Origin of the sequence: Zoogloea dura (assembly GCF_012927165.1) — a bacterium.
Lineage (GTDB): Bacteria > Pseudomonadota > Gammaproteobacteria > Burkholderiales > Rhodocyclaceae > Zoogloea > Zoogloea dura.
Genome location: NZ_JABBGA010000007.1, coordinates 89,384 through 110,115, shown reverse-complemented (window position 1 = coordinate 110,115; position 20,732 = coordinate 89,384). Strand labels below are relative to the sequence as shown.

Sequence of the window (20,732 nt, the reverse complement as noted above, 5' to 3'; positions counted from 1 at the left end):
CGCGGGCGCCGGCGCACTCCGCCGGTGCCCGCGTGCCAGGCGCGCACCAGATCGGCTCTCCCATCTGCCGGTTTGGCAGGGCAAACCCGCTTTTCCGGCCATTCCGGGTACTTGGAACGATTTTTGCAGCGCAACAGGGATATCGTTCAAGGAGCACCAACATGGCCGCGAATTGCACCTGGGATTCCATGGATGTCCACCTGCTGCGCGTACTCCACGCCCTGCTCACCGAATGCAGCGTGAGCAAGGCGGCGCGCCGCCTCAACCAGTCGCAGCCGGCCGTCAGCACCGCCCTGCGCCGCCTGCGCGACATCACCGGTGACCAGCTGCTGGTACGCAGCCGCAACGGCATGACCCCCACCGAAAGGGGGGCCGGCCTGCTCGAGCCGGTCAAGATCGCCCTGCAACAGATCGAAGCCATTGCCGTACGCCAGGTGAAGTTTGATGCGGCCAGCTCCCGCCGGGTCTTCAACATCGCCACCCCCGACTACCTCAATGCCGTGCTGCTGGGCGAGATCGTGGCCCGCCTGCGCAGGCTGGCGCCTCACTCCCAGGTCGCCTTCCACTCCCTCGGGCCCGACTACGACTACGCCCGCGCCCTCGAGAACGGCGAGCTCGACGTGGTCATCGGCAACTGGCCGCAGCCGCCGGAAAACCTGCGCATGGCCCCGCTGTTCGACGACGAGGTGGTGTGCCTGATGCGCAACAGCCACCCCCTGGCCGGCCGCACCCTGACCACTGACGAATACCTGTCCGCCGAGCACCTCGTCCCCACCCCCTATGCAGTCGGCCAGCGCGGCGTGATCGACCTGCACCTGGCGCGGGAACGCATGAAGCGCAACGTGGTGGCCTATGTGCCCTACTTCGGCCTGGTGCCCTACCTGCTGCTGGAAACCGACATGCTCTTCTCCAGCCCGCGCATCTTTGCCGAGCACTGTGCGCGGATGATGCCCCTGTCGGTGGCCGAGGCCCCCATCGACTTCCCGAAGATGAGCTTCTACCTGCTGTGGCACGACCGCAGCCATTACGAAGAGGAATGCCGCTGGTTCCGCGAGCAGATCACCACGGTGGCGCGCAACTCGCCCGCCCTGCAGCGCACCCGGGAAGCCTCCCAGGACAGCGCCCGCAGCCCGGCCGGCCTCGCGCCGGCCCCGGCATTTGCCGCCTGAAGAGACTCCCGCCGCGACACCCCGGCATCAGTGGTGCACTTGCCCCTGTGCGCTCAGTACATCGGCCGCATTCGGCGCCACGATGCCCTGGCGCTGCATGCGCCGGTAGAGGGTCGAGCGGGAGACACCGATATGGGCCGCCGCCGCCGAGATGTTCCAGTGGCACTGGCGCAGCACGTGCAGCATGTGCTCCCGCTCGTCCCCGGCCGGCAGCACAGGCGGGGGCAGCGCGAACACCGTGGGTGAAAGCGCCACCGGCATGGCCAGCGGATCGGTGACCGACTCGGGAAAGTGTTCCAGCGCCAGCGTTTCGTCGTCGCACACCGCCACGGCGAAGCGCAGCGCGTTGCGCAGCTCACGGATATTGCCCGGCCAGGGATAGCCGGCCAGACGCTCCAGCACCGCGTCGGGCAGCACCAGGCGCCGCCCGGCGGTGACCATCTCCTCCTCCAGCACCTGGCGGATCACCTCGCAGCGGTCACTGCGCTCCCGCAGGGGCGGCAGGCGGAACACCGCCGCATTGAGGCGGTAGAACAGATCCTCGCGGAACTGCCCGCTGCGCACCATCGAGGCCAGATCGCGGTGGGTGGCACAGATCACGTTGAGATCGACCTTCTCGGGCTCGGACGCCCCCAGGGCCACCACCTCGCCCTCCGCCAGCACCCGCAACAGGCGGGTCTGCAGGGCCAGGGGCATGTCGCCAATCTCGTCGAGGAACAGGGTGCCGCCGTTCGACTGCTGCACCTTGCCCTTGGCCCCCCTGGCCTTGGCCCCGGTGAACGCGCCCTCCTTGTAACCGAACAGCTCGCTCTCGATCAGGGTCTCCGGAATGGCCGCGCAGTTGAGCGCCACGAAGGGCTTGTCACGGCGCTGGCTGTGGCCGTGGATGGCCTTGGCGAACGCCTCCTTGCCGGACCCGGTCTCCCCCAGCAGCAGGATGGTGAGCTTGCGATCCACCACCCGCTTGACCCGCTCGATGCTCTCCAGCACCCGGGGATCTCGGGCGGCCAGCGCATCGAAACCACGCTTCACCGACAGGGTCGAGCACGGCGCGGCCTCCCGCACCGGCGCCCGCAGCTGGGCTTCGAAGAGCAGTCCGTTGGCCAGGCAGCGCAGGGCAATCGGCGCCCCCGGCCGCTCATGGGCACGCCGCACCAGCTCACTGGCCGACAGGTCGAAGAAATCCTCGAGGCGCCGGGACGGCAGGCTGGCGCCGGCAAACAGGCCGACCCGCAGGCGGCGGCTGGCGGCCACGATGCGGCCCCCGTCATCGAAGGCCAGGTAGTGCACCTCGCCCAGGCTCCAGCTGTCGCCGGGTGCGCTGATCGAGAGGGTCCACGCCGACTTGTAGCCCTCGACGAACAGGGCGTTCTCGATGGCCAGCGCATTCTGCTGAACCAGCCGGTACACCACCGCCTGGCTGTTGCGGTTCTCCGGCGCGGCGAAGGCCGATGCATTGAGCACCCCGACCAGCTCGTCGCCAGGCCCGAAAACCGGTGCGGCGCTGCAGGTGATGCCACTATTGTGGCTGCGGAAATGCTCGGCCCGGTGCACCAGGATGGGCGCCCGGTCCACGATGGCCGTACCGACCCCGCAGGTACCTTCCTCGACCTCCGACCAGCACGCCCCGACCAGGAAGCCACGGCGGCGGAAGTCCTCGTCCAGGCTCGGGCTGCCCCGGAAGTCGATGGTCGCCCCGTGGCCGTTGGTCAGCAGCACGCAATAACCCGAGTCGCGCACCTGCTCATGCAGGCGCGACACACCGAGCTGGGCGATGCGCAGGAAGGACGACAGGCGGTCACGCAGCTCGCGGAACTCGGATGCCGTCAGCACCCGCGCACCGGCCCGGGTGGAGGGATCGATGCGATAGGTCTCCTCCGATCTCCGCCACGACTCCCGCAGGCGCTCCTCGTTCCCGAGCAGGCTCAAGGCCCCACCGGGCACCACGCCCCCGGCCAGGACGTCTCCACGTCTGTCCCGCATATCCAGCTCCTCTTCGTCTCCACACTCATGCTGCGGCCTTCCTGCAGGCGCTTTGGTCACCCGGGAGCACGCTTCTTTGTGGGTGAATCATAGCGCACGGTAAATAGATCGGCGAATAAAAAACCACCTGCCTTCAATTATGGAAAATACTGCGATGCAACATCATGAAAATAGAAATCAAATTGCACAGGCGTTACACGACAACTGATCCATGCAGCGCTACACCTGTAGTGCACACCCCCCGAAAACGGCGCCATGATAAAAACCCATATTCCATCAAGGCAGAATTCAAATAAATAAAAAACAAACCCAAGCCAATGAATAAAAACACATAAATAAAAACTCAAATCCATAATTTCCTTTCCGCCCTGCCAATGGCACAGGCCTTGCCTAATCAGCCTGGCCACAAACCAGAAAGCAGGACAGGAAATGAATAAGACTCCACACCACCCTGATCACAGCCACCCCGTCGAAAGCCCCTCCTCGCCCGAGAGGAGAGATGCACTCCGAGCCAGCTCTGCGCTCCTTCTCTGTGCGGGGCTCGGAATAGGAAAAGCCGCCTTGGCCGAAGGCCCGTCCAATTCCCGGCCAAAAGCAGGCGACCAATTGGTCCGTAGCGACAGCGAGGGCAATCCGGTTCCACTGCGCAGCACCGAGATCCTCCCCGACACCAAGCCCCTGCCCGCCTTTCCGCTGGAGCCCGCCAGTGGCGAAGTGCGCAGCGGCTCGCGGCTCAACAAGGTGATCCTGATCCGCGTCGCGCCCGGCGACCTGACCGAGGAGACCCGGCCCTACGCCGCCGGCGGTGTCCTCGCCTATTCCGCGGTGTGCACCCACCAGGGCTGCGAAGTCTCCGAATGGGTCGCCAAGGACAAGACCCTGATGTGCTACTGCCACTTCTCCAAGTTCTCCCCGGGCCGGGCCGGCGAAGTGGTGGCCGGCCCCGCCCCCCGCACCCTGCCGCTCCTGCCCCTGCGGGAAGAGAACGGCGTGCTGGTGGTGGCCGGCCCCTTCACTTCGAACCCGGGGGTCGCCAAGTCCACCTGATTCAGCCTGAGTCCGCCCGATTTCCCGCAGCACCCGTCACGCCTGAAGTCTGCAGCACCCGCTCACCCACACCAATAATGGAGACACCAGACATGCAAACCCGACTCAAGGCCCTGTGCGCCAGCCTGGCTGCACTGCCCCTGCTGGCCAGCGCCGCCCTGCCCGCCTACAGCCCGGTCACCGACGCCCGCCTGACCAAACCCGAAGCCGCCAACTGGCTCATGTACCGGGGCAACTACGAAGGCTGGGGCTACAGCCCGCTGAAGCAGATCAACAGCCAGAACGTCGGCAAGCTGGTGCCGGCCTGGTCCTACGCCACCGGCATGACCGAGGGGCACCAGGCGCCGCCCATGGTGAACAACGGCTACATGTACGTGACCACCCCCAACAACCAGGTCATCGCCCTGGAAGCCTCCACCGGCAAGGAGCTGTGGCGCTACAAGAAGACCATCCCCGACGAGCTGATGCAGCTGCACCCCACCAACCGTGGCGTGGCCCTGTACGGCGACAAGCTCTACCTGGCCACCACCGACGCCTTCCTGGTGGCCCTCGACGCCGCCACCGGCAAAGAGCTGTGGAAGGTCGCCGTGGCCGACTGGAAGAAGGGCTACTACATGACCCTCGCCCCCCTCGCCGCGCGGGGCAAGATCATGGTGGGCTCGTCGGGCGGCGAGCTGGGCATCCGCGGCTTTGTCGCCGCCTTCGACGCCCAGACCGGCAAGGAGGCCTGGCGCACCTACACCATCGCCGGCCCTGGCGAAGCAGGCGCCGAGACCTGGCCCGGCGAGACCTACAAGACGGGCGGCGGCTCGGTGTGGATCACCGGCACCTACGACTCGGAAACCAGCCTGGCCTTCTGGGGCGTCGGCAATGCCGGCCCGTGGATGCCCGACACCCGCCCGGGCGACAACCTCTACGCCAACTCCACGATCGCCCTCGATGTGGACACCGGCAAGATCAAGGGCCACCACCAGTACCACTGGAACGACGCCTGGGACTGGGACGAAGTCTCCGCGCCGCTGCTGATCGACGTGGAGCACAAGGGCAAGAAGGTCAAATCCCTGGTCCATGCCGGCCGCAACGGCTACCTGTGGTTGCTCGAGCGCACCCGCGACAAGGTCAATTACGTGGATGCCTGGCCCTACGTGACCCAGAACGTGTTCACCAGCCTCGACCCGAAGACCGGCCGCCCCACCTACGACCCGAAGCGCGTCCCCGGCACCGGCAAGACCACCAACTTCTGTCCGTCCCTGTGGGGCGGCAAGGACTGGCCGCCGGAAGCCTACAACCCCGGCACCGGCCTGCTCTACATCCCCGCCAACAACAACCTGTGCTCCGAGCTGACCGGCGAACCCGTCAAGTACAACGCCGGCAACCTGTTCATCGGCGTGTCCCTCGACAACATCCTGACCAACGTGCGGATGACCGAGAAGTCCCGCAAGCACATCGGTGAAGTACAGGCCTGGGACCTGAAGACCGGCAAGAAGGTGTGGACCCACACCTACCCCGAGATGAACTGGGGCCCGCTGATGACCACCGCCGGCAACCTGGTCTTCGGCGGCGGTACCAACGACCGCATGTTCCGCGCCCTCGACGCGAAAAGCGGCAAGGTCCTGTGGGAGACCCCCACCCCGTCCGGCGTCACCGGCGTGCCCTCGTCCTTCGAGGTGAATGGCGAGCAGTACGTGGCCGTTCAATCCGGCTGGGGCGTGGATGCCCAACGCATGCAGGGCGCCTTCGACGCCGTCCTCGAACACAAGACCGTCGTCCCCCAGGGCGGCACGATCCACGTGTTCAAGCTCCAGAAGTAGCCCCCAAAGCCGGTTCAGCCCACCCGCGCGGCAGGCCCCGCACCGTCATCCCGACGGCGCGGCGGGGCAGGCCACGCCCAAAAAACGAAAAAGGAGACACTCCATGCAAACCCATCGCGCCGCAGCGGTTCGCTCCACCCCGCGCCCCACCTCGCGGCTGATCCCCGTCCTGCTGGTGGCCGGCCTGGCCGGCGGCCTTGCCCCTGCCGCCTTCGCCCAGACTACCTTCGACGTCATCGGCCCCCACGAATACGAGCTGCCGGTGGACTTCAAGCCCTTCAACGTCTTCGTCCAGTACGCCTACGTGCAGAACAACAAGGACACCTTCAACGCCAGCGGCGACAAGGTGAAGGGCAACGGCAGCCAGACCATCGTCGGCATGTCCAAGTACGTGCGCTTCTGGACGCCGGAGTCCAACCCGAAGATCGGCCTCGCCTACGAGGTCATCGTGCCGGAGATCGGCGTGCGCAACCAGCACGCCGCCAATGCCGCCGACCGCCACGTCAGCGGTGTCGGCGACCCGCTCACCGGCTTCGCCATCTGGATGAAGCCGACCCCCACCTCGACCTTCGGCTTCCAGTCCTTCCTGCAGGTGCCGGTGGGCGACAACCGGGTCAGCGACACCAACTGGAAGAACCTCTCCAGCTTCCTGTGGGACGTGCGCCTCACCGACAAGCTGGGCTGGACCGCCGATGCCGGCATGGTCTTCCAGAGCGAGAAGAGCGACGGCAGCCGCCCCGGCAACACCTTCCACACCAACCACCGCCTGGGCTACCGGGTCAGCGGCCTGCTCGAGCCCTTCATCGCCCTCGACTACGAGAGCACCTCCAGCCGCGGCGCCACGCCCAGCGCCCGGGCCCTCGACGGTGGTGTCGGGATGATGTTCCACACCTTCGACAACCAGTCAGTCAGCCTGCGCTATTCCACCAGCATCGACGGCAAGAACCACGCCGCCAACAACAGCCTGAACATCAAGTACGCCTACGTCTGGTAAGCCCCCAGCCGGCTGCCCGCGGGCGGCCGGCCTTTCCCGATACCGCGAAAAGGAGTGTTCCCATGAAGATCCTGCATGCCCTCGCCCTCAGCATCGCCCTGCTCGTCGCCGCCTGGGTCTATCTCAGCGTCGGCAACCCCGACCTCGGCTTCAACCCGTGGATCGGCTTTGTCGCCTGGGCCGCCTTCTTCGCCGCCGGTGGCGGCAGTGAAGGCTTGGGCAAGGCCCTGCCCGCCGGCATCGCCGGCATCCTCCTCACCGCCCTCACCCTGGCCGCCGTGCAGGCCCTGGGCGGCGGACTGGTGCCGCTGATCGGCCTGGTCGCCGTACTGGCCTTCGTGCTGGTGGCGATGGCCGACATCGGCGCCCTGTCCTACACCCCGGCGGCCTTCCTGGGCGCCGCGTCCTTCTTCGGCTCGGGCGGCAAGATCGACATCAGCATCGCCCTGGTCGCCCTGACCTGGGTGGCCGGCCTGGCTTTCGGCTTCGTCTCCGAGAGCGTCGGCAAGAAACTCGCCCGCCCCGCCTGAACGTCCCCCCACGCCCCCGACCTCCCAACACCCCCACCCCGAACGGAGACCTGCCATGACCACCCTGTACCAGAACTTCATCGACGGCCGCTTCCCGCCCGCCGACCCCGACACCGCCATCGATGTGCACAACCCCGCCACCCACGAACTGCTGGCGCGCATCCCCACCGCCCCGGAGGAGGAAGTGAATGCCGCCGTGGAGGCCGCCCGCCGCGCCCAGCCGGCCTGGGAACGCACCCCGGCGATCCAGCGCGCCGGCCACCTGCGCGCCATCGCCGCCAAGGTCCGCCAGCACAAGGAGCGCCTGGCCGAGATCATCACCCGCGAACAGGGCAAGATCCTCGGCCTGGCCCGGGTCGAGGTGGACTTCACCGCCGACTACATCGACTACATGGCCGAGTGGGCGCGCCGCATCGAAGGCGAGGTGCTGACCAGCGACCGGGCCGGCGAGAGCATCTTCCTGACCCGTCGCCCGATCGGCGTCACCGTCGGCATCCTGCCCTGGAACTTCCCCTTCTTCCTGATCGCTCGCAAGATGGCCCCGGCCCTCATCACCGGCAACACCATCGTCGTCAAGCCGAGCGAGGAGACCCCCATCAACGCCTTCGAGTTTGCCCGCCTGGTGGCCGAAACCGATCTACCCGCCGGTGTCTTCAACCTGGTCGGCGGGCGCGGCGCGGATGTGGGTGCGGCCCTGTGCAACCATCCGGAGGTCGGCCTGATCAGCTTCACCGGCAGCGTCGGAACCGGCTCCACCATCATGCAGGCCGCCGGCCGCAACCTGACCCGGGTGAACCTGGAACTGGGCGGCAAGGCCCCGGCCATCGTGCTCGCCAGCGCCAACCTGGACCTGGCCGCCAGGGCGGTGGTGGATTCCCGGGTGATCAACACCGGGCAGGTCTGCAACTGCGCCGAGCGGGTCTATGTGGAACGCGCCGTGGCCGACGAGTTCACCGCCAAGGTGGTGGCCCTGATGGCCGCCACCCGCTACGGCGACCCGATGGCCGAAGCCGACCTGAACATGGGCCCGCTGGTGAACCAGATCGGCCTCGACAAGGTGGCGGCGATGGTCGACCGGGCCCGTGAAGAGGGCGGTGAAGTCGTCCTCGGCGGCCGCAAGGCCGACCGGCCGACCGGCTTCCACTACGAGCCGACGGTGATCACCCACTGCCGGGCCGACATGGAGATCATGCGCAAGGAGATCTTCGGCCCGGTGCTGCCGATCCAGGTGGTGGACAGCCTGGACGAAGCCGTGGCCCTCGCCAACGACTCCGAGTACGGGCTCACCTCGTCCATCTTCACCCAGGATCTCAACGCCGCCATGCGCGCCTGCCGCGACCTGCGCTTCGGCGAGACCTATGTGAACCGGGAACATTTCGAGGCCATGCAGGGCTTCCATGCCGGCCGCCGCAAGTCCGGCATCGGCGGTGCCGACGGCAAGCACGGCCTCTACGAATACACCGAGACCCACGTGGTGTATATGCAGCACGGCTGAGCGCGCCGGGCGCGGGGGTGACAGCCCGCGCCAGCGCTCGAAACTTGATTGTCTTCTCCGTGTCGTTTTGCGGCCGCCTTGCTCCGGGCGTGGCCGCGGGGTGGCCGAGCCTTCCTCCCTCGCGCCCGGTCACCCCGATTTTTTCCGCCAGCCCTACGGCGCCACCCGCTCCTCCAGGCGCAACGCCGCGATGCGGGCGATCTGCGCCAACGCCTCGGCAAACTCCACCTCGTCCGGGTTATCCAGCCGCCGCTGCATCGCCGCGATGATGTCGGCCCGTGCCAGACCGCGCACCGCAATGATGAAGGGGAAGCCGAAACGGGCGTTGTAGGCCGCGTTGAGGGCCTGGATCAACTCGAACTCCTCCTGCGTGCACGCCGCCAGGCCCGCCCCCGCCTGCTCCCGGGTCGACTCGCGGGTCAGCTCGCCACGCACCGCGGCCTTGCCGGCCAGCTCCGGGTGGGCCCGGATCAGGGCCAGCTGGTCGGCGCGGGGCGCCGCCTGCATGGTGCCGACCAGGGTCCCCAGCAGGGCCTCCCGGTCGGCAAAGGGGCGGCGCGGCCAGGCGCGCTCGGCCACCCAGGGGGAATGCTCGAAGATGCCGTCGAGGGCCGCCACGAAGTCGGCCTGGTCCAGCTGCGACAGGCGGGCGGCGGTGAGGGTCGGGGTCGTCATGAAGGGGCTCTCCGGGCCTGGGAATCGGGAAGATCGGATCAATGCAGTTCGGCTTCCATCGCCATGCTCTTGGCCTGCTCGGCGGCATCGCGACGATAGCCGTTGAAGAACAGGTTGAGCAGCACGGCACTGATGGCAGTGAGCAGGATGCCACTGTGCAGCAGCGGGCCCAGCACCTTGGGCATCTGGTGGAAGAACTTGTCGGCCACCAGCGGGATCATGCCGAAGCCGATGCTGATGGCGATGATGTAGGGATTGAAGCGGTTGGTCTTGAGGTCCGCCGCCAGCAGGATGCGGATGCCGGTGGCGGCCACCATGCCGAACATCACGATGCCGGCCCCGCCCAGCACGAACTGGGGTACCGAGGCCACCACGTGGGCCATCTTGGGAAACAGGCCGAAGGCCACCAGGATCACCCCGCCGGCCACGCAGACCCAGCGGCTCTTGACCCCGGTGACGCCCACCAGGCCGATGTTCTGGGAGAAGGAGGTGTAGGGAAAGGCATTGAAGATGCCGCCGATCAGCGTACCCAGGCCATCCGTGCGGAGCCCCCGCTCGAGGTCCTGCGGGCTCAGCGGCTTGCCGGTGAGTTCGCCCAGGGCCAGGAACATGCCGAGGGACTCCACCATCACCACGATCATCACCAGGCACATGGTCATCACCGACACCAGGTCGAAGGTCGGCAGGCCGAACTGGAAGGGGTAGACCAGGGCGAACCACTCGGCCTGCTCCAGCCCGTCGAAATGCACCTTGCCCATCGCCAGCGCCACCAGGAAGCCGAACACCAGGCCCAGCAGCACCGACACGTTGGCGATGAAACCCTTGCCGTACTTGGACAGGATCAGGATCACCAGCAAGACTCCGAAGGCCACCCCCAGGTGCTCCGGCGCACCGTAGGCGGGATTGGGGACCATCTGGCCGCTGGTCAGATCCTTGATCATGGGCTGGCCGCCGGCTGCCCAGTTGATGCCCACCCGCATCAGGGTCACGCCGATCACGGCGATGATGGTGCCGGTGACCACCGGCGGAAAGAGGGGCAGCATGCGGCTGATCAAGGGCGCCACCAGGATGCCGAAGATCCCCGCCGCGATCACCGCCCCGAAGATCGCGGTGATCCCCAGGTCGGGATTGCCCGCCATCGCCAGCATCGGGCTCACCGCGGCAAAGGTCACCCCCATCATCACCGGCAGGCGGATGCCGAAGGGCCCCACGCCGAAGGCCTGGATCAGGGTCACGATGCCGCAGCACAGCAGGTCGGCGTTGATCAGCAGGGCGATCTGGTCCTTGGGCAGCTTGAGCGCACCGCCGAGGATCAGCGGCACCGCGACGGCGCCGGCATACATCACCAGCACATGTTGCAGGCCCAGCGCGAACAGGCGGGGCAGGGGCAGTTTCTGGTCCACGGGGTGGACGTCGGCGGGGGTCGTCACGGGCTTCTCCTGAAAGATCGGTCGGCAGTCCATGCCGCATGAATCGAGAGTACGGAGGCCCTCCGGGAGCGACAAGACGCTGGCGCGCATAACGATCTTGCGGACTTTCATATGAGCCAGCGCAGAGCCCCCCGGCACGCCCTCATGCGCGAACTGCGATAGGGGATATTCGCCGGGCGGATCCACGCCCTTCCTATAATCAGCCCATTCCCCACCCCCGCCCGAGGACCCGCCATGGGACGCCTGACCACCCACGTACTCGACACTGCCCGCGGCTGCCCCGCCGCCGGCATGGCCTATGCCCTGCATGCCGTCGCCGCCGACGGCAGCCGCCGGACCCTGTGCCGCGGCCTCACCAATCACGACGGCCGCGCCGCTGCGCCGCTGCTGGAGGGCGATGCGCTGGTCGCCGGCAACTACGAGCTGGTCTTCGAGGTGGCGGCCTACTTCGCCGCCGCCGGCGTGCCCCAGGCGGAGCCGCCCTTCCTCGACAGCGTGCCCCTCGCCTTCGGCATCGCCGATCCCGCCGCCCATTACCACGTGCCCCTGCTGGTGTCGCCGTGGAGCTATTCGACCTACCGGGGAAGCTGATGGACGCCTATCTCATCGAATGGGGCAGCCTGCTGCTGCGCTGGCTGCACCTGATCGTCGGCATTGCCTGGATCGGCTCGTCCTTCTATTTCGTGTGGCTGGACAACAGCCTCAAGCCACCCGTGGATCCGGCCCTCAAGGCCAAGGGGGTGGGCGGCGAGCTGTGGGCGGTACACGGCGGCGGCTTCTACAACCCGCAGAAATACCTGGTGGCCCCCGCCCACCTGCCGGACGAGCTGCACTGGTTCAAGTGGGAGAGCTACTCCACCTGGCTGTCGGGCTTCGCCCTGATCTCCACCCTGTATTACTTCCAGGCCGCCAGCTACATGGTCGATCCGTCCGTGGCGGCCCTCACCCCGGCCCAGGCGGTGGGCATCGGCCTGGCCACCCTGGCCGGCGGCTGGCTGGTCTATGACGGCCTGTGCCGGCTGCTCATCAACCGCAGCCAGCTGCTCTTCGGGCTCATTTACTACGCCTTCGTGGTGGCCGTGGCCTGGGCCCTGACCCACCTGCTGTCGGGCCGCGCGGCCTTCATCCACGTCGGGGCGATGATCGCCACCACGATGAGCGGCAATGTCTTCTTCTGGATCATCCCCGGCCAGAAGCGGGTGGTCACCGCCATGCAGAAGGGCGCCACGCCGGACCCGCTGGACGGCATCCGCGCCAAGCAGCGCAGCTACCACAACAACTACCTGACCCTGCCGGTGCTGTTCTGCATGATCAGCAACCACTACGCCTTCACCTACACCCACGCCCATGCCTGGGCGGTGCTGGCGCTGATCATCCTGGCGGCGGTGCTGATCCGCCACTTCTTCAACCTGAAGCACAAGGGCGCGGTGCGCTGGGAATTCCCCGCCATTGCCGTCGCCATCCTGGCCGGCGTGGCGGTGTGGCTGGCCCCGGCGCCACGGGTGGCAAACGCCTCGGTCGCCCCCACCCTGGCCGCCGTTCAGCCCATCATCCAGGCCCGCTGCGCCGCCTGCCATGCCGAGAAGCCGACCCTGATGGCCTCGGCGCCGGCCGGGGTGCTCCTCGACACCCCCGCCCGCATCGAAGCCCAGGCCCAGCGTATCTACGAGCAGAGCGTCAAGCTGAAGGCCATGCCCCTGGGCAACGTGACTGGCATCACCGATGCAGAGCGGGCCACCCTGGCGGCCTGGTTCGAGGGGCGCTGAAACCCGCGGCGTTCAGCCCAGCCGCTCCCAGGGCGGCAGCGGCTTGAACTCCGCCTCCAGCGCGTCCAGGAAGACTTTCAGCTTGGGCGCCTGGGCGCGGCTCGGCAGGTAACAGGCATACAGGGTGCTCGCCACGTACACCTGGGGCGCATAGTCCTCCAGCACCACCAGCAGGCGCCCCGCCGCGAGGTCGGCGGCGCACAGGTAGTGGGGCAGGATGGCGATGCCGTGGCCTTCCCGCACCGCGTCGAGGATGCAGCCCATGCTGTCCGACTGGAAACGCCCCCGCACCGGGACGTTGTGCTCCCGCCCGTCCCGGTCGAGCAGGTGCCAGACCCGCCCGTCGTGCAGCATGTAACTGAAGCAGGCATGTTCCAGCAGATCGGCAGGCACCCGCGGCCGGCCATGGGCCGCCAGGTAGGACGGCGCCGCGCAGATGAAGCGGCGCAGTTCGAGGAGCGGCCGCGCCACCAGGTCTTCCGGCGGGGTCTGCAGCAGGCGCAGGGCCAGATCGATGCCTCCATCGCCCAGGTCCACCCGGGCGTCGGACAGCAGCAGCTCGACCTCCAGCCCGGGGTGGCGTGCCAGCACCCGGGGGATCAGCGGGGCGATGCACTCCCGGCCGAAGATCACCGTGGTGCTGATGCGCAGCAGGCCGCGGGCCTCCGCCCCGACGTTGCGTACTGCCACCTCGGCCCCCTCGACCACCTCCAGGGCCTGCAGGGCATGGCCGTGGAAGACTTCGCCGGCAGGCGTCAGCACCAGGCGGCGGGTGCTGCGCTCGAACAGGCGCACCCCGAAGCGCCGCTCCAGCTCGCCGATCTGCTTGCTCACCTGGGCCCGGCTGCAGTCCAGGCGCCGGGCGGCGGCAGCCATGCTGCCTTCCGCCACCACCTTCACGAAACAATCCCAGTCGCCAAGCCAGCCCATACGTCAATGATCCGTTGACACAACGAGCACGATTATGGGCTATTTCGGAATCAATCGCCTGCCTATAGTGTCCGCAATCATCCTGGAGTCACCCTCATGTTCCACGCCCTGCGCAGCCCCGGAACCCTCGCAGTCACCCTCGCCGCCGCCGGCATCCTGCTGGTGACCATGGGCGCCCGCCAGTCCGTCGGCCTGTTCATCGGCCCGATCAACAGCAGCACCGGCCTGGGCATTGCCACCCTCAGCCTGGCCCTGGCCATCGGTCAGTTCGCCTGGGGCGCCATCCAGCCGCTGGCCGGCGCCCTCGCCGACCGCCACGGCCCGCGCCCGGTGTTGATCGGCGGCATCCTTCTGCTGGCCGCCGGCAGCGCCCTCACTCCCTTCATGGACACCGGCTTCGGCCTGATCGTCTCCCTCGGCCTGATGTCGGCCATGGGCTCCGGCGCCGGCAGCTTCTCGGTGCTGATCGGCGCCGCGGCCCAGCGCATGCCGGCCTCTGCGCGCGGCACGGCATCGGGCGTCATCAACGCGGGAGGCTCCTTCGGCCAGTTCCTGTTCGCCCCCATCCTGCAGGGCCTGATCCAGGCCATCGGCTGGATGGGCGCGATGGGGGCCCTGGCGGTGATGAGCCTGGGTGCGCTACCCCTGGTCAATCGCCTCACCGGGGCGGCCACCACCCGGCCCCACGACAGCAGCGAGCCCACCGATACCCGCGGCCTGCGCCAGGCGGTGAGGGAGGCCCTGCGCGACCGCAGCTACCTGCTGCTGCATGCGGGCTTCTTCACCTGCGGTTTCCATATCGCCTTTCTGGTCACGCACCTGCCCGGCGAGGTGGACCTGTGCGGGCTGCCGCCTTCGGTGGCCAGTACCTCGCTGGCGATCATCGGCCTGGCCAACGTGGCCGGCAGCCTGCTGGCAGGCGCCAGCATCGCACGCTACCGCAGCAAGCATGTGCTGGCCCTGATGTACGCCTCGCGGACCCTGCTGATCGCCTGGTATCTGCTGATGCCGCGCAGTGCCGCGGTGTATTACGTGTTCGCCGCCGGCCTGGGGCTGACCTGGCTGGCCACGGTACCGCCCACCGCCAACCTGGTGGGCAGGCTCTTCGGCGTGCGCCACCTGGGTACCCTGTTCGGCCTGACCCTGCTATCCCACCAGCTGGGCGGCTTCCTGGGTGCCTGGCTGGGCGGGCTGGCCCTGACCCGTTTCGGCGACTTCAGCTGGATGTGGTACGCCGACATGGCCCTGGCCGCCGCTGCCGCCCTGCTCAACCTGCCGATCCGCGAGGCCGCGCCCCGCACGGCCACCGCCTGACCCTCACCACCACGGAGATCCCCACCCCATGACGCCCACCCTGCGCCCCGAAGTCACCCTGGCCGTGCTCAACGAGAAGGGCAGCGAATACCTGCCCGGCTTCCTCGGCATGGAGATGACCGAGCTGGTCCCTGGCAGCCTGTCCAGCCGCATGGCGGTACACAAGCTGCACTTCGCTCCCAACGACTTCCTGCACGCCGCCAGCGTCGTGGCCCTGGCCGACACCACCTGCGGCTACGCCTGCCTGGCCCACCTGCCGCCCGGCGCGGAGTCCTTCACCACCATCGAGCTGAAGAGCAACCACCTGGGCACCGTGCGCGAGGGCCGCATCGTATGCACGGCCACCGCCCAGCATCTGGGCCGCAACACCCAGGTGTGGGATGCGGTGGTCAGCGACGAGGCCAGCGGCCGCAAGATCGCCCTCTTCCGCTGTACCCAGATGGTGTTGTGGCCGCGCTGAATTCAGCGCAACTCCTCAATGCAGCAGGCGGGTCGCCACCACCTGGTTGCGCCCGCGCAGCTTGGCCTGGTAGAGCTGGCGGTCAGCCTCCTGCATCAGCTGTTCCACGTCCCAGCCCTCCACCGCCTGCAGGGAGGCCACGCCGATGCTGACCGTCATCGCGGCACCGGGCAGCTCCACCACCTTGAGCCTTTCCACCTGCTCGCGGATCCGCTCGGCCACCATCAGCGCGTTGTCGGTCGGACACACCAGCAGCAGCCCGAACTCCTCCCCGCCGAGCCGCCCGAATACATCCTGGGGCCGGATGCACACCTCCACCGTACGGGCCAGGGCACGCAGGGCGGCATCCCCCGCCGGATGCCCGAACTGGTCGTTGAGCTGCTTGAAGTGGTCCACATCGAGCATCAGGAAGCTCACCGGCGACCAGGAGCGGGACGCAAAGCCCATCGCCAATTGCGCATGGGAAAAGAAGGCACGACGGTTGAACAGCCCGGTCAGGTCGTCCGTCCTGGCCGCGTGCAGCAGCTCCAGCTCGGTCTTCTCGCGCAACAGCAGCATGTAGCCCACGCTGCCGAAGATCAGCAAGGCGAAGAGCCCGAGGAAAACCACGCTGTGCATCAGGTTGCCGACCATCACCGAGACATTGTCGGTATGCACCACGTAAATCGCCCTCACCACGTTGATCAAACAGTACAGGAGATAGAAGAAACCCACTGCCCGGGTGAAACTGGAACTCTCCCGGCCAAAAGTGAGCATGTAGGCTGGAATGCAGAAGATCGCCACCAGCAGGACGCTGATGCTCAGATTCATCACGTTATAGGATGCATCCAGGCTGAAATTGAGCAGCAGGCTGCCCAGCCCCAGCACTGCGATCAATACATAGACGCGCTCAAGACGCGGATTGCGCCGCTCGATGGCGAGGATCGCCAGCACCTCGAGGATCCAGCCCACGATCAGCAGCCCGTTGCCGGCCACATACCACAGGAATAGCGGCAGGACCGGGCGGTGGAAGAACAGGATCCAGCCCGCCGCCTGAGCCACCCGACCCCACACGTAACGGGCGGGAAACTCCTGCCAGCTCCGGCACACCACGAAGAAGGAGGCAATCAACGCATTCCCGAGAGCCAGCAGGAGAATGGTGGTCTTGATATCGATGGCATACATCGCACACTCCTTGCCGCTGCACTGCAGTCAGGGAAGAGCCTTCTCCTGATTGTCGGAGACGGCCTCCGCAGAGGCAAGGCGGGATTGCAGGCCGCCGGACTTTCAGGCGCGACGGAAGCGGGTCAGCCGGACATCCACACTGACCCGCAACGCGGTCAGGGCCGCAGCCCGCGCCCGCCCTTCGGCAGTGGCGCGGAACAGGTGGGGGGTCATCAGCAGCAGGTCGGCAATGATCGCTGCCGAGGGCAGAGCAGCGGCGTAATGCACGCCATCGACGCCATCCATCTCAAACCCCGGCGGAGGCACCAGGCTGGCCGGCCTCTCCGGCTTGAGCACCGGATAGATCACCTCGCGCAGTTCGCGCAGGTGATCGGGGCCGGCATCCACCTGGATCAGCAGGCCGCCCGGCCTGAGCACGCGGGCGAATTCCGGGTACACCGGAAAGCCGAAGAGGCACAGGACCCGGTCCAGGGTGGCCGGCAATACCGGCAGGTTGGCATTGCTGCCCACCACCCAGCCCATCCGCCGCTCCTGCTTCGCCGCAGCCAGCACGGCCCACTTGGAGATGTCGAGGCCCAGCACCGCCAGGCCCTGCCCCGCCGCCTCGGCGGCCTCGGCCAGGCGGCGCAGGTAGTAGCCCTCACCGCAGCCGGCGTCGAGACAGGCCAGGGGCCTGTCAGCCGCGCCGGCATCCAGCACCGCGCGGCTCACCGCCGCGGCGATCGGGGCATACACGCCGGTTTCCAGGAAGCGCCGGCGGGCCGCCACCATCTCCTTGCTGTCACCGGGGTCGCGGGAGCGCTTCTGCTGCACCGGCAGCAGATGGGTATGCCCCTGGGCGGCGATGTCGAAACTGTGGCCGGCGGCGCAACGCCAGGCGGCGCCCGCCGGGATGAGCGGCGCGCCGTCCAGGGGGCAGGCCAGCGCCTGGAAGGGAGTGATCATGGGGAAACGGTCCTGGAGGCCCCGGTGGCGGGCCGGCGGGCCCGATGTTAGCCCACAATCGCGCCGCTGCGCCGGAACTCCCCCCGCATCGCCGGGTCCCTGTCCTGCGGCCCGGCCTTCCGGACCGAAAGTCATTCACCCCAAGGAGACCCCCAATGAGCCAGACCCTCGACGCCATCCCCCTCAAGAAGATCGACGGCAGCCCCGCCACCCTGGCCGAACACGCTGGCAAGGTCCTGCTGATCGTCAACGTGGCGTCCAAGTGCGGCCTGACCGCCCAGTACACCGGCCTCGAGGCGCTGTACGAGCGCTACCGCGACCAGGGCCTGGTGGTGCTCGGCTTCCCGGCCAACGACTTCGCCGGCCAGGAACCCGGCAGCGACAGCGAGATCGCCCAGTTCTGTACCGCCAGCTTCGGCGTGCAGTTCCCGATGTACAGCAAGCTCGTCGCCACCGGCCCCGACAAGCATCCCCTCTACGCTCACCTCACGGCCACCCGCCCGGACACCGAAGACCGCGCCCGCATGGAGCAGATGCTGAAGGGCTACGGCATCGAACCGACAGCCCGCCCCGAGGTGGTGTGGAATTTCGAGAAATTCCTGATCGGCCGCGACGGCAGCGTGCTGCGCCGCTTTGCGCCCGACACCGCGCCCGACGCAGAAGCGCTGACCACGGCTATCGAGGCCGCCCTGTCGGCCGGCTGAAACCAGGGCTGCGCCCTCCTCCCGGTCAGGGCGCCCGACCGATCCTGTAAATGACGTTGTCCGACAGGGACACCACGTACAGCGCCCCATCGGGCCCCCGCTCGATACTGGGCGTGATGCCGAAGCCCCTGCCGATCAGCAGGGTTTCGCTCTCGGTGCCGTCGAACTTGTTCGCGCTGAACAGGTTGTCGGCCACCTTGTCGGCCAGGCGGGGATCGGCGCTCAGATCGGCTTGCAGGCGGTCGGCGGTCAGGCGGATCCGGTACAGGCTGCCACCGGTTCCGCCCACCTGGGCAAAGGCTCTGGACGAGCCGATCCACAAGGTCCCCTCATAGGCGGTGCCCAGGGCATTGCCCTGCACAAAGGCCGCCCCGGACGGACCGATCTCGTAACGCCAGCTCAGCTCGGGATCCTTGTAGACAGCCCCCGGCAACATGACCATGCGGGCCTGGGCCAGGGCAGCGGAATAGGCCGCCCGGGTGGGCGGATAACGGACCTGCTGCAGGCTGCCGCCGAATTGGGTGGTCTCGATGCTCTTCCAGGTCGGCACCCGCGCCAGCGGCCCGGCCAGCTGGATCCAGCCGCCGTTCATGCCGGGCACGACCCGGTTGAGTTCCGAATACGCATCATCGGCATTCTCCGTGGCCCACAGACTGCCGGACAAGGGATCGAAGGCCATGCCGAAGCCGTTGCGGTGGCCATAGGAGAAGATCCTCTGCAGATTGGCCCCCACCTCACCGCCCATTGCCGCCCCTGTCGCGAAGAAGGGATTGTCGGCTGGCGTGGTGCCGTCGCCGTTCATGCGCAGGATCACCCCCGCCAGGTGCGCGTTGTCGGGTGAGGGCCCACCAAAAGTGTCATCGACGAGGGGGGCCGTCAGGAAGGGCCCGTTGGCCAGGTTCTGCATCCAGCCCCGCCGCCCCTGGTCGCCCATGAATACGTACAGCTTGCCGTCAGGCCCGAAGCGCATCACGCCGCCGTTGTGGTTGCCGCGCTCGGCGGGATTGGCCGTGCCCGGATGGCCGGGCGTCGCCACGTTGTCCGTCTGGCGCGCCCTCAGCCTGAGCAGGTTCCGGTCGAGGACCAGGCTGGCACCGCCCCACACAAAGCGGTCGACCCGGTTGCCGAGCAAGGGCGTGTCGGACAGCGCAGTCGAATCGACCCCGGACAGGCTTTCGGTCCAGAACACATACACGAAGGGCACGGTCGGGAAGGCCGGATCCAGGACCACACTGAGGAGACCCCGCTCGGAAGCGGAGTTCACAGCCAGATCCAGCGCCGGGACGGGCTGCACCACGCCGTTGATGACCCGCTTGATCTGCCCGGAGGCTTTCTCCGGCACCAGGAAATCGTTGGGGCCAAGGAACACGATCCCGATCGGCTGGTTGAGCCCGCTGTTCACCACGGTCTGCACCGTCAGGGCGGGGTCGAGCAGTTGGGCCGGAATGCTGTCAGCCCGGGCCGGCCCCGTCAGCCCCGCGCCCATGCCGGCCAACAGCCCCGCTACAGCCAGGGTAGCTTTCAGGCCGCTGCGGCCGCGCCGGCAGACTGCCATGGCGCAAAATGCCAGACCCAGCAGGAGCCCGCTCGCCGGCTCGGGAAGGACGCCGCCCTTCGCCTCAATGCGCACGTCGTCGACGCCCATCTGGAAGGAGAACACGTTGTCGGTCTCGGCAAAGCGCAGGCGCAGGGTCTCGCCATCATGAGCGGCAAGGATCGCGCTGATGTCCGCCACGATGGTGGAATAGCCGTCCACCAGCGGATCGCCGGCGACGCTTTGGTAGAGGGTCATCAGGACATCGCCGGCAGCCAGGCTGAACGGGTCCGCAGAAGCCTTCAGAATATCCACCCGGGCCTGCTGGTTGAGCGTCGGCGTGGCAAAGTCGAGGCTCGCCGGCGTGTAGAAGGCGTCCGCCCGGTTGCCGATGAAGAGCTGGAAGCTCAGATTCGCACTGCCTGCGCTGGCCACGAAATCCTGGTACAGCACATGGCTCCCGGGGCCGCCGAGGCCGCCATCGCTCATGGCCGCGGAGGTCCCCTCGGGAGGCGCCGGCACCGCCTCGCCCAGGGTCGGGCTGGTGGTCCCGCCCTGCACATAGAAGGTGCCCTCGCTACCGGTCTGATCAGCCGTGCTCCAGCCACTCAGGCCGGACTCGAAGCCCCCATTGACGAGGCTTGGCAAGGCCAGGGCCGGGCCCGCCAGGGAAAGGGCGACGAGCATGCCCGCCATCGTCGTTGCGCTACGCAGGATCTGACGTTTCATGAGTCTCTCCACGCGGGAACATCACTGCAGGAGCCGGGATGCCCGACTGACC

The 20,732-nt window shown here is 67.7% G+C and carries 18 protein-coding genes; 11 read left to right on the top strand and 7 right to left on the bottom strand.

What is annotated here, in order from left to right; translation table 11 throughout:
- Nucleotides 1–161 precede the first annotated feature (161 nt).
- Entirely contained in the window at nucleotides 162–1,169 is a 1,008-nt protein-coding gene (locus HHL15_RS10850; protein WP_169145780.1) for a LysR substrate-binding domain-containing protein, read from the top strand.
- A gap of 27 nt (nucleotides 1,170–1,196) precedes the next feature.
- On the opposite strand, the gene HHL15_RS10845 is transcribed toward HHL15_RS10850, so the two are convergent.
- Nucleotides 1,197–3,152 carry a sigma-54-dependent Fis family transcriptional regulator gene (locus tag HHL15_RS10845; protein WP_169145779.1) on the bottom strand — a complete coding sequence of 652 codons (1,956 nt, stop codon included), beginning with the start codon at nucleotides 3,150–3,152 and terminating at the stop codon, nucleotides 1,197–1,199.
- Nucleotides 3,153–3,758: 606 nt separating this feature from the next.
- Between HHL15_RS10845 and HHL15_RS10840 the strand changes: the two genes are divergently transcribed.
- The 5 genes from HHL15_RS10840 (at nucleotide 3,759) to aldA (ending at nucleotide 9,029) form a co-directional block, all read left to right on the top strand.
- Complete coding sequence (locus HHL15_RS10840; RefSeq protein WP_206198714.1) at nucleotides 3,759–4,199, top strand: QcrA and Rieske domain-containing protein; 441 nt, start codon at nucleotides 3,759–3,761, stop codon at nucleotides 4,197–4,199.
- A gap of 92 nt (nucleotides 4,200–4,291) precedes the next feature.
- On the top strand, nucleotides 4,292–6,010 hold the full coding sequence (locus HHL15_RS10835) for a methanol/ethanol family PQQ-dependent dehydrogenase (RefSeq protein WP_169145777.1): 1,719 nt from the start codon (nucleotides 4,292–4,294) through the stop codon (nucleotides 6,008–6,010).
- A 103-nt stretch (nucleotides 6,011–6,113) separates the two neighbouring features.
- A complete protein-coding gene (locus HHL15_RS10830; protein ID WP_169145776.1) occupies nucleotides 6,114–7,004 on the top strand; it encodes a transporter in 891 nt (296 codons plus the stop codon).
- Between the two features lie 62 nt (nucleotides 7,005–7,066).
- Nucleotides 7,067–7,534 (top strand): DUF1097 domain-containing protein, encoded by a 468-nt coding sequence (locus HHL15_RS10825; RefSeq protein WP_169145775.1) that lies wholly within the window; start codon nucleotides 7,067–7,069, stop codon nucleotides 7,532–7,534.
- Nucleotides 7,535–7,589: 55 nt separating this feature from the next.
- Nucleotides 7,590–9,029 carry an aldehyde dehydrogenase gene (gene aldA, locus HHL15_RS10820; RefSeq protein ID WP_169145774.1) on the top strand — a complete coding sequence of 480 codons (1,440 nt, stop codon included), beginning with the start codon at nucleotides 7,590–7,592 and terminating at the stop codon, nucleotides 9,027–9,029.
- Nucleotides 9,030–9,182: 153 nt separating this feature from the next.
- Here aldA and uraD read toward each other — a convergent pair whose 3' ends face one another.
- Together uraD and HHL15_RS10810 are read right to left on the bottom strand one after the other, a co-directional pair.
- Nucleotides 9,183–9,704, bottom strand: a complete 522-nt coding sequence (gene uraD, locus HHL15_RS10815) for a 2-oxo-4-hydroxy-4-carboxy-5-ureidoimidazoline decarboxylase (protein WP_169145773.1) — start codon at nucleotides 9,702–9,704, stop codon at nucleotides 9,183–9,185.
- A gap of 38 nt (nucleotides 9,705–9,742) precedes the next feature.
- A complete protein-coding gene (locus HHL15_RS10810) occupies nucleotides 9,743–11,134 on the bottom strand; it encodes a nucleobase:cation symporter-2 family protein (protein WP_328825023.1) in 1,392 nt (463 codons plus the stop codon).
- A 234-nt stretch (nucleotides 11,135–11,368) separates the two neighbouring features.
- On the opposite strand from HHL15_RS10810, the gene uraH reads away from it, so the two are divergent.
- Together uraH and HHL15_RS10800 are read left to right on the top strand one after the other, a co-directional pair.
- Entirely contained in the window at nucleotides 11,369–11,725 is a 357-nt protein-coding gene (uraH, locus tag HHL15_RS10805; RefSeq protein WP_169145771.1) for a hydroxyisourate hydrolase, read from the top strand.
- Entirely contained in the window at nucleotides 11,725–12,900 is a 1,176-nt protein-coding gene (locus HHL15_RS10800; protein WP_169145770.1) for a urate hydroxylase PuuD, read from the top strand. The genes uraH and HHL15_RS10800 overlap by 1 nt, the downstream gene beginning before the upstream one ends.
- A gap of 12 nt (nucleotides 12,901–12,912) precedes the next feature.
- Here the strand turns inward: HHL15_RS10800 and HHL15_RS10795 are convergent, their stop codons facing one another.
- A complete protein-coding gene (locus tag HHL15_RS10795) occupies nucleotides 12,913–13,830 on the bottom strand; it encodes a LysR family transcriptional regulator (protein ID WP_169145769.1) in 918 nt (305 codons plus the stop codon).
- A 96-nt stretch (nucleotides 13,831–13,926) separates the two neighbouring features.
- On the opposite strand from HHL15_RS10795, the gene HHL15_RS10790 reads away from it, so the two are divergent.
- The gene (locus HHL15_RS10790; protein WP_169145768.1) at nucleotides 13,927–15,144 is read left to right on the top strand and encodes an MFS transporter; all 1,218 of its coding nucleotides are present in this window, start codon (nucleotides 13,927–13,929) and stop codon (nucleotides 15,142–15,144) included.
- Between the two features lie 28 nt (nucleotides 15,145–15,172).
- Complete coding sequence (locus HHL15_RS10785) at nucleotides 15,173–15,604, top strand: PaaI family thioesterase (protein ID WP_169145767.1); 432 nt, start codon at nucleotides 15,173–15,175, stop codon at nucleotides 15,602–15,604.
- A gap of 15 nt (nucleotides 15,605–15,619) precedes the next feature.
- Here HHL15_RS10785 and HHL15_RS10780 read toward each other — a convergent pair whose 3' ends face one another.
- Complete coding sequence (locus tag HHL15_RS10780; RefSeq protein WP_169145766.1) at nucleotides 15,620–16,768, bottom strand: GGDEF domain-containing protein; 1,149 nt, start codon at nucleotides 16,766–16,768, stop codon at nucleotides 15,620–15,622.
- Between the two features lie 102 nt (nucleotides 16,769–16,870).
- Entirely contained in the window at nucleotides 16,871–17,713 is an 843-nt protein-coding gene (locus tag HHL15_RS10775) for a putative RNA methyltransferase (protein WP_169145765.1), read from the bottom strand.
- 155 nt (nucleotides 17,714–17,868) lie between these two features.
- Here HHL15_RS10775 and HHL15_RS10770 point away from each other — a divergent pair, with 155 nt between their 5' ends.
- Nucleotides 17,869–18,417, top strand: coding sequence for a glutathione peroxidase (locus HHL15_RS10770; RefSeq protein WP_169145764.1), 549 nt, complete (start codon nucleotides 17,869–17,871; stop codon nucleotides 18,415–18,417).
- 25 nt (nucleotides 18,418–18,442) lie between these two features.
- Here HHL15_RS10770 and HHL15_RS10765 read toward each other — a convergent pair whose 3' ends face one another.
- Nucleotides 18,443–20,680 (bottom strand): PQQ-dependent sugar dehydrogenase, encoded by a 2,238-nt coding sequence (locus HHL15_RS10765; RefSeq protein WP_169145763.1) that lies wholly within the window; start codon nucleotides 20,678–20,680, stop codon nucleotides 18,443–18,445.
- Between the last annotated feature and the right edge of the window lie 52 nt (nucleotides 20,681–20,732).

Excerpts from the sequence above, each read along its gene's own strand:
- HHL15_RS10850 (WP_169145780.1), top strand. The coding sequence starts at position 162 with ATGGCCGCGAATTGCACCTGGGATTCCATGGATGTCCACCTGCTGCGC.
- HHL15_RS10845 (WP_169145779.1), bottom strand. The coding sequence starts at position 3,152 with ATGCGGGACAGACGTGGAGACGTCCTGGCCGGGGGCGTGGTGCCCGGT.
- HHL15_RS10835 (WP_169145777.1), top strand. The coding sequence starts at position 4,292 with ATGCAAACCCGACTCAAGGCCCTGTGCGCCAGCCTGGCTGCACTGCCC.
- HHL15_RS10830 (WP_169145776.1), top strand. The coding sequence starts at position 6,114 with ATGCAAACCCATCGCGCCGCAGCGGTTCGCTCCACCCCGCGCCCCACC.
- HHL15_RS10825 (WP_169145775.1), top strand. The coding sequence starts at position 7,067 with ATGAAGATCCTGCATGCCCTCGCCCTCAGCATCGCCCTGCTCGTCGCC.
- aldA (WP_169145774.1), top strand. The coding sequence starts at position 7,590 with ATGACCACCCTGTACCAGAACTTCATCGACGGCCGCTTCCCGCCCGCC.
- uraD (WP_169145773.1), bottom strand. The coding sequence starts at position 9,704 with ATGACGACCCCGACCCTCACCGCCGCCCGCCTGTCGCAGCTGGACCAG.
- uraH (WP_169145771.1), top strand. The coding sequence starts at position 11,369 with ATGGGACGCCTGACCACCCACGTACTCGACACTGCCCGCGGCTGCCCC.
- HHL15_RS10800 (WP_169145770.1), top strand. The coding sequence starts at position 11,725 with ATGGACGCCTATCTCATCGAATGGGGCAGCCTGCTGCTGCGCTGGCTG.
- HHL15_RS10795 (WP_169145769.1), bottom strand. The coding sequence starts at position 13,830 with ATGGGCTGGCTTGGCGACTGGGATTGTTTCGTGAAGGTGGTGGCGGAA.
- HHL15_RS10790 (WP_169145768.1), top strand. The coding sequence starts at position 13,927 with ATGTTCCACGCCCTGCGCAGCCCCGGAACCCTCGCAGTCACCCTCGCC.
- HHL15_RS10785 (WP_169145767.1), top strand. The coding sequence starts at position 15,173 with ATGACGCCCACCCTGCGCCCCGAAGTCACCCTGGCCGTGCTCAACGAG.
- HHL15_RS10780 (WP_169145766.1), bottom strand. The coding sequence starts at position 16,768 with ATGTATGCCATCGATATCAAGACCACCATTCTCCTGCTGGCTCTCGGG.
- HHL15_RS10775 (WP_169145765.1), bottom strand. The coding sequence starts at position 17,713 with ATGATCACTCCCTTCCAGGCGCTGGCCTGCCCCCTGGACGGCGCGCCG.
- HHL15_RS10770 (WP_169145764.1), top strand. The coding sequence starts at position 17,869 with ATGAGCCAGACCCTCGACGCCATCCCCCTCAAGAAGATCGACGGCAGC.
- HHL15_RS10765 (WP_169145763.1), bottom strand. The coding sequence starts at position 20,680 with ATGAAACGTCAGATCCTGCGTAGCGCAACGACGATGGCGGGCATGCTC.